Origin of the sequence: Streptomyces hirsutus, assembly GCF_001418415.1 — a bacterium.
Taxonomy (GTDB): domain Bacteria; phylum Actinomycetota; class Actinomycetes; order Streptomycetales; family Streptomycetaceae; genus Streptomyces; species Streptomyces hirsutus.
The window spans coordinates 1-6,836 of sequence record NZ_LIQT01000179.1 but is presented as its reverse complement, the minus strand read 5'-3'; the positions used below and the strand labels follow the sequence as shown (position 1 = coordinate 6,836).

7 protein-coding genes are annotated in these 6,836 nt (G+C 70.3%); 5 read left to right on the top strand and 2 right to left on the bottom strand.

Annotation, left to right across the window (positions count from 1 at the left end):
- Positions 1-41: 41 nt before the first annotated feature.
- Positions 42-479 (bottom strand): cell division protein SepF, encoded by a 438-nt coding sequence (locus tag AOK11_RS14430; protein WP_055594114.1) that lies wholly within the window; start codon positions 477-479, stop codon positions 42-44.
- A gap of 290 nt (positions 480-769) precedes the next feature.
- On the opposite strand from AOK11_RS14430, the gene AOK11_RS43425 reads away from it, so the two are divergent.
- The 3 genes from AOK11_RS43425 (at position 770) to AOK11_RS14415 (ending at position 5,106) form a co-directional block, all read left to right on the top strand.
- Positions 770-1,984: a DUF5685 family protein gene (locus tag AOK11_RS43425; protein WP_055594113.1), complete on the top strand. Its 1,215-nt coding sequence runs from the start codon at positions 770-772 to the stop codon at positions 1,982-1,984.
- A gap of 428 nt (positions 1,985-2,412) precedes the next feature.
- The gene (locus AOK11_RS14420) at positions 2,413-3,318 is read left to right on the top strand and encodes a S1 family peptidase (protein ID WP_055594112.1); all 906 of its coding nucleotides are present in this window, start codon (positions 2,413-2,415) and stop codon (positions 3,316-3,318) included.
- A 705-nt stretch (positions 3,319-4,023) separates the two neighbouring features.
- On the top strand, positions 4,024-5,106 hold the full coding sequence (locus AOK11_RS14415; protein WP_055594111.1) for a S1 family peptidase: 1,083 nt from the start codon (positions 4,024-4,026) through the stop codon (positions 5,104-5,106).
- 179 nt (positions 5,107-5,285) lie between these two features.
- On the opposite strand, the gene AOK11_RS14410 is transcribed toward AOK11_RS14415, so the two are convergent.
- Complete coding sequence (locus AOK11_RS14410; RefSeq protein WP_055594110.1) at positions 5,286-5,660, bottom strand: cupin domain-containing protein; 375 nt, start codon at positions 5,658-5,660, stop codon at positions 5,286-5,288.
- A 110-nt stretch (positions 5,661-5,770) separates the two neighbouring features.
- Between AOK11_RS14410 and AOK11_RS14405 the strand changes: the two genes are divergently transcribed.
- Together AOK11_RS14405 and AOK11_RS14400 are read left to right on the top strand one after the other, a co-directional pair.
- A complete protein-coding gene (locus AOK11_RS14405; protein WP_055594109.1) occupies positions 5,771-6,217 on the top strand; it encodes a MarR family winged helix-turn-helix transcriptional regulator in 447 nt (148 codons plus the stop codon).
- Between the two features lie 174 nt (positions 6,218-6,391).
- The coding region (locus AOK11_RS14400; protein WP_157869359.1) for an esterase/lipase family protein at positions 6,392-6,836 on the top strand (445 nt) is incomplete at its 3' end.

The following is a 6,836-nucleotide window of genomic DNA, read 5'->3' as shown; positions in this document are numbered from 1 at the left end:
CTTCAACCAGAGCTGAGGCAGGGCCGGGGAGCGGCCCTGCCTCAGCTCTGGTTGAAGAAGCCGTCCGCCCGGTGCGCCGCCGGCTCCCCGCTGACGACCTCGGTGTCGGCCGGGCTCAGCAGGAACACCCGGTTGGACACACGCTCGATGGAACCGCGCAGGCCGAAGATCAGTCCGGCGGCGAAGTCGACGACGCGCTTGGCGTCACCGGCCTCCATGGCGGTGAGGTTCATGATGACGGGGACCCCGTCCCGGAACAGTTCGCCGATGGCGCGGGCGTCCCGGAAGCTGTCCGGGGTCACCGTGCCGATGCGGCGGCCCCTTTCCTCGGCGACGTCCGTGGCCACCTTGACCCGCGGATCGGTGACCCAGGCGTCCCCGGGCGCAGCCCCGTCGGAGTAGTCGTCGTCGTAGTAACGCTCGTCTTCGTTGTCGTCGACGAGGCCAAGCCAGGCACTTGCCTTGCGTACCGATCCCATGGACGCCTCCTCTCACAGCGGTCCTTCTTGCTTTCCGCATCCCTATGGTCGTCCATGATGCGGATGGCGCGCCAAGTGATGGGACGCCGTGCGGGGGGTTTGTGACGGTACTGGTGCAGGGCGCATCCGTCGAGAGCCCAAGCCCCCCAAGGGTCCCGATGTAAGCGAATGCTGACTGTGAGTGAAATATGATTCTTCTCGGCGTATGGGTGAGCGACGGCGCGTACGGGTGAACGTGGCGGCGAGTACGATGCCGCCGCTCCACTTCGGACCACGTACGGGGGAACATCATGTTCGGAATGGTCAGGCCCTGCCGCCACCGGCTCGGTGAACGGTTCACGGCTCAGTGGATGGCGCATCTGTGCGGACTGTGCCTGGCGTTGCGCGGGGACCACGGACAGCTCGCACGCGTCGTCACCAACTACGACGGGCTGCTCATCTCCGTCCTGACGGAGGCTCAGGCCGAAGACGCCGGTGCCGGGCGGCGCACAGCGGGACCGTGCCCACTGCGCGGTATGCGGACCGCCTCCGTCGCGCACGGTGAGGGCGCCCGGCTCGCGGCGGCCGTATCGCTGGTCCTGGCCTCCGCCAAGGTGCGCGACCACGTCGCCGACCGGGACGGGCTGCTGGCCCGCCGTCCGGTGGCGCTCGCCGCGCGCCGTGTCGCCGCGAGTTGGGACCGGGCCGGGGCGCGGACCGGTACGGACGTCGGGTTCGACACGGCCGTCCTGGTCGACGCCGTCGACCGGCAGACCGGCATCGAGAGCCTCGCAGGCCCCGGCACCCCGATCCTCACCGTCACCGAACCGACCGAGACCGCCACCGCGGCAGCCTTCGCGCACACGGCGATACTCGCCGGGCGGGCGCACAACGCCGGACCGCTCGCCGAGGCGGGACGGCTCTTCGGCCGGCTCGCCCATCTCCTGGACGCCGTGGAGGATCGGGAGGCCGACGCCGCGTCGGGCGCGTGGAACCCCCTCGCAGCCACCGGCACTCCGCTCACCGAGGCCCGCCGGCTCGCCGACGACGCCGTACGGGGCATCCGTCTCGCGCTGCGCGAGACGGAGTTCACCGACGGCGGTCTCGCTCACCGGCTGCTCGTTCATGAACTGCCCAACTCTGTAGATCGTGCCTTCAACACCGTTTCTTTTGCCCACGGTTCCCACCCCTACTCACCGCCCGGCGCACCCGGCGCACCCGGCGCACCCGGCGCACCCGGCGCACCCGGCGCACCCGGCGCACCCGGCGCTCCGGGCGTGCCGGGCGGTCCCGGCGGTCCGGTGCCGCCCGGGCCGCCGCGCCGACGTGGGCTGATCGCCGGGTGCGCGGTGTGGGTGGGACTGTTCTGTACGTGCCAGTTGTGCTGCGGCACCCACGAGGACCCCTGGACCGGGGAGCGCAAGCCGGCCTGCTCCAACTGCGACTGCAGCGGGTGTTGCGACTGCTGCGAGTGCTGCAGTTGCTGTGGTGAGGACGGCGGCTGCGACTGCGGGTGCGACTGCTGAGTCCGGGGTGCGAAGAGGCGTCCGCGGAGCGGCCCGAAGGGCGTACGGCGGATGCCCGGTGGGATGCCCGGCGTGGCGTTCGGCGGCGCGTTCGAGAGCTGTCGAGTCCTTTGGCGGCGGGTTCGGAGGAACGTTCGCAAGATTATTCGGAGGGTTCACTTCCGGACATCTCCGGGGTGGCGGCGACCGGTTGCGGATCGGGGATATCGGCTGGTGGCGCAGGGGTGTCGAGGGTCGCGCCGCACAGGTGGTTCACAGGGCGACGACCGAAAGGCACTCTTGCGTCGACCGGTCCGTCGACCGAATACTCACCCCCAGCGCTTGTCAGGGGCACGGCATGTTCGGAATCCGGGCGACCGGCCCCCTGACTGCGCCTCACGGGCCCGAACCCCACGGGGCCCCCTACTTCCTTCATGGAGGAACGAGAAGTGAGGATCAAGCGCACCACCCCCCGCAGCGGCATCTCGAGACGCACCCGGCTGATCGCCGTCTCCACCGGCCTCGTCGCCGCCGCCGCGATCGCGATCCCCAGCGCGAACGCGTCCGAAGCTCCCACCACCTTCAGCTCCGCCGAGCTCAAGAGCGTCAGCGGTTCGGTGCTGGAGGCCGACGTCCCGGGCACCGCCTGGGCCGTCGACAGCAAGACCAACCGGGTCGTCGTCACCGTCGACAGCACGGTGTCCGAGGCCGAGATCGCGAAGATCAAGCAGGAGGCCGGCGCCGACGCCGACGCGCTGCAGATCAAGCGCACGCCCGGCACGTTCACCAAGCTCATCCAGGGCGGCGACGCCATCTACGCGAGTAGCTGGCGCTGCTCCCTCGGCTTCAACGTCCGCAGCAGCAGCGGCGTCGAGTACTTCCTGACGGCCGGTCACTGCACCGACGGCGCGGGCACCTGGTACTCCAACTCCGCCCGCACCACGGCCATCGGCACGACCGCCGGCTCCAGCTTCCCGGGCAACGACTACGGCCTCGTGCGCTACACCGGTTCCGTCAGCCGCCCCGGCACCGCGAACGGCGTGGACATCACCAGCGCGGCCACCCCGAGCGTGGGCACCACCGTCATCCGTGACGGCTCCACCACGGGTACGCACAGCGGCCGGGTCACCGCGCTCAACGCGACGGTCAACTACGGCGGCGGCGACATCGTCTCCGGTCTCATCCAGACCACGGTCTGCGCCGAGCCCGGCGACTCCGGCGGCTCGCTCTACGGCAGCAACGGCACCGCGTACGGTCTGACCTCCGGCGGCAGCGGCAACTGCTCCTCCGGCGGCACGACCTTCTTCCAGCCGGTGACGGAGGCCCTGAGCGCCTACGGAGTCAGCGTCTACTAGGCCGGACGCCCGCCGACCGGGACCGGCCGGTACCACCGGTCCCGCAGCGCAGGGCCTCACCGCGGCAGACACGCGACGACGAGCCCCCGCACGCAACCAGCGTGCGGGGGCTCGCCCTTGTGCGGACACGGAGCCGCCTTCGAGGAACGCACACCAGGACGCGCAGGGCGGCGCCCGCCGGGATCGCCGACGCCGAACCGGTGCTGCCCTTCCCCGTCGCACCGATGCGCTTTCCGGAACGGGCCGTCCATCCGCCGGCACCGGCGAGTCCGCAGCAGAGGACGTCGTCACAACGACAGTCGCGGGGGTCCCGGGGGGTCCCGGAGGTGGCGCGGGACCCGGTGCGGGAATCGGTGCAGGAGCAACTTCCGTCCACCGCGCCCCACACGAATTCGGACCGGGCGAGGGCGATTTCAAGCCAGGGGTGGATCTCCCGAATCGGCGTGCTGGTTACTCGCTCGTAGTATTTGCAGTGCGAACTGCCCCACGTGCCCATGACCTGTCAGGACATAGGGGGCGTGCGCTCGTTGCCGTACGCACGTCCTGAAGTCGACCTTGTGTGCTCCCTGTGGGTCTCGGAATAGTGGGCGGCGTTCACCGGCCCGGGGCTCGGCTTTTTCTGTGCGCCGCCCCCGTGGCCGTACGCCTTCCGGTTCGTGAGGTCCCCACAACCTCCCGGGCCGTCCCCCCACAGGAGGACGCGAGTTGAAGCACCGACGCATACCCAGGCGGCGTGCAGCCGTGACGGGTGCGGGCATCGCCGCACTGGTCGCCGCGGGAGTCACCTTCCAGACTGCGAACGCCAGTGAGTCCCCGGAGGCCCCCGCGCCCCGGACTCTCTCCGTCACGGCGGCCGGAAACCTCGCCTCGACGCTCACCGAGGACCTCGGCGCCGACGCGGCGGGAACGTACTACGACGCGAAGAGCAAGAGCCTCGTGGTGAACGTGCTCGACGAGGCCGCAGCCGGAACCGTCGAGGAGGCCGGTGCCAAGGCGAGAGTCGTGGCGAACTCCCTCGCCGAACTGAAGGGCGCGCGCACCACCCTCAAGCAGGACGCGACGATCCCGGGTACCTCCTGGGTGACCGACCCGACCACCAACAAGGTCGTCGTCACCGCGGACCGCACGGTCTCCGAAGCCGAGTGGGCCAAGCTGACGAAGGTCGTCGACGGGCTCGGGGCCAAGGCCGAACTCCAGCGCATCAAGAGCGAGTTCACCCCGTACGTCGCAGGCGGCGACGCCATCACCGGGGCCGGTGGGCGCTGCTCGCTCGGCTTCAACGTGACCAAGGGCGGCGAGCCGTACTTCCTCACCGCCGGGCACTGCACCGAGGGCATCACCACCTGGTCGGACTCCTCCGGCACCGTGATCGGTGAGAACGAGGCGTCCAGCTTCCCGGGCGACGACTACGGCCTGGTCAAGTACACCGCCGACGTGGACCACCCGAGCGAGGTGAACCTCTACGACGGCTCCACGCAGGCGATCTCCGGCGCCGCCGAGGCCACCGTAGGCATGGAGGTCACCCGCAGCGGTTCCACGACCCAGGTGCACTCCGGCGCGGTCACGGGCCTGGACGCCACCGTGAACTACGGCAACGGCGACATCGTCAACGGCCTGATCCAGACCGACGTCTGCGCCGAGCCCGGTGACAGCGGCGGCTCGCTCTTCTCGGGCGGCAGCGCGGTCGGTCTCACCTCCGGCGGCAGCGGCAACTGCTCCTCCGGCGGCACGACCTTCTTCCAGCCGGTGACGGAGGCCCTCTCGGCGACCGGCACCCAGATCGGCTGACCCGCCCCTCGCAGCACAGCAGGACCTGCAGCACAGCAGGACAGCAGGACGGCAGGACGGCAGGACAGCAGGACAGCAGGACCCATTGGGCGTCCCGTCCCTCCGTGCGAGGGGCGGGACGCCCGCATGTACGGCCCGCCGGGACGCGAGGCCGGCCGTGCGGCGTGACGCCCCGCGGGTCAGTTGGCCCACGGCGGTGTGATCCGGGTGCCGTCGGCCAGTTCGGCCTCCAAGCCGACGGAGGTGGTGACCCAGGACGTCGCGGTCCGGTCGGTGGGGTTCTCGACGGCGAGGGTGGTCCCCGGGTTGATGATCACGGTGTCGCCCGCGGTGACGTGCTCGGTGCAGCCGTCGAGGGTGATCAGCAGCTCACCGGTGAGCAGGTGGAGGATCTCCTCCCGGTTGACGGTGTGCGCGGGGGCCTTCGTGCCCGCCGGGATCTCGCCCCGCCAGGCGCACAGCTCCTTGCTGCCGGTGCGGGGGCTGGCGTACGAGACGAAACGGGCGCCGTGGATCCGGTGGGTCACGGCTTCGGACGAGCGGACGACGGGCATGACGGTCTCCTGCCGAGGGGTGAGAGATATTGGTCAAGTAACTTGACTACCCTGTCGGCTCTTATGGTCAAGGCGCTTGACCGATACGTCAAGGGTGTTTCAATGCCCCCGTGCAGAACTCCGAGGCCATGGCCCTGTCCGCCGCCCTGCTCGCCGCCGCCGGTGAGCTCACACAGCGCATCCATGGGGGTGTTGTCGCCCGCGGCTTCGAAGGGCTGCGCCCTGCGCACGGTTTCGCCTTCGCCCGGCTGGCTCCGGACGGTGCGACGGTCACCGATCTCGCCGCGCACCTCGGGATGACCAAGCAGGCCGCCAGTCAGCTCGTCGACGAGCTGGTCCGCAAGGGGTACGCCGAGCGCCGGCCGCACCCCGCCGACGCGCGGGCCCGGCTGGTCGTGCTGACCGGGTCGGGGTGGGCCTGCACGCGGGCCGCGGAGGCGGCGGCGGCGGAGGCCGTGCGTGCATGGGCCGATGTGCTCGGCGAGAGCGAGCTCCGCGCGCTGCGCGACCGTCTGTTGCGCGTCGCGCCCAACGGGCCGGTACGTCCCGCCTGGTGACCCTTTATCACTCCTGGTGCCACCGTCTTCGGTTGTCGCCGAAAGTTTTTACTGACCCGTAACTTAATAATTGTACTACTCACCCGTAACTTGACGAGTGAACAGCATCCTCGTGATCCGGATCACAGGGCGTTCCTTCGCTGCAACTCCCTTGACCCGTAAGGAGATCACTCGATGCTGCCCTGGAGAAGAGTGCTCGGACCGCTGACCGCGCTGCTGTTGACCGCCGCGGTCGCCCTGCTCCCCGCCACCACCGCCCACGCCGCGGGGGCGCCCAGTTCGGGCTGGAACGACTACTCCTGCAAGCCGTCCGCCACCCATCCCCGCCCCGTCGTCCTGGTCCACGGCACCTTCGGGAACTCCGTCGACAACTGGCTGGGCCTCGCCCCCTACCTGGTCCACCGCGACTACTGCGTCTTCTCCCTCGACTACGGCCAGCTCGACGGTGTCCCCTTCTTCCACGGCCTCGGCCCCATCGACAAGTCCGCGCGGCAGCTCGACGCCTTCGTCGACAAGGTGCTCGCCGCGACCGGCGCGGCGAAGGCCGACCTCGTCGGGCACTCGCAGGGCGGGATGATGCCCCGCCACTACCTCAAGTTCCTCGGCGGCGCCGCCGAGG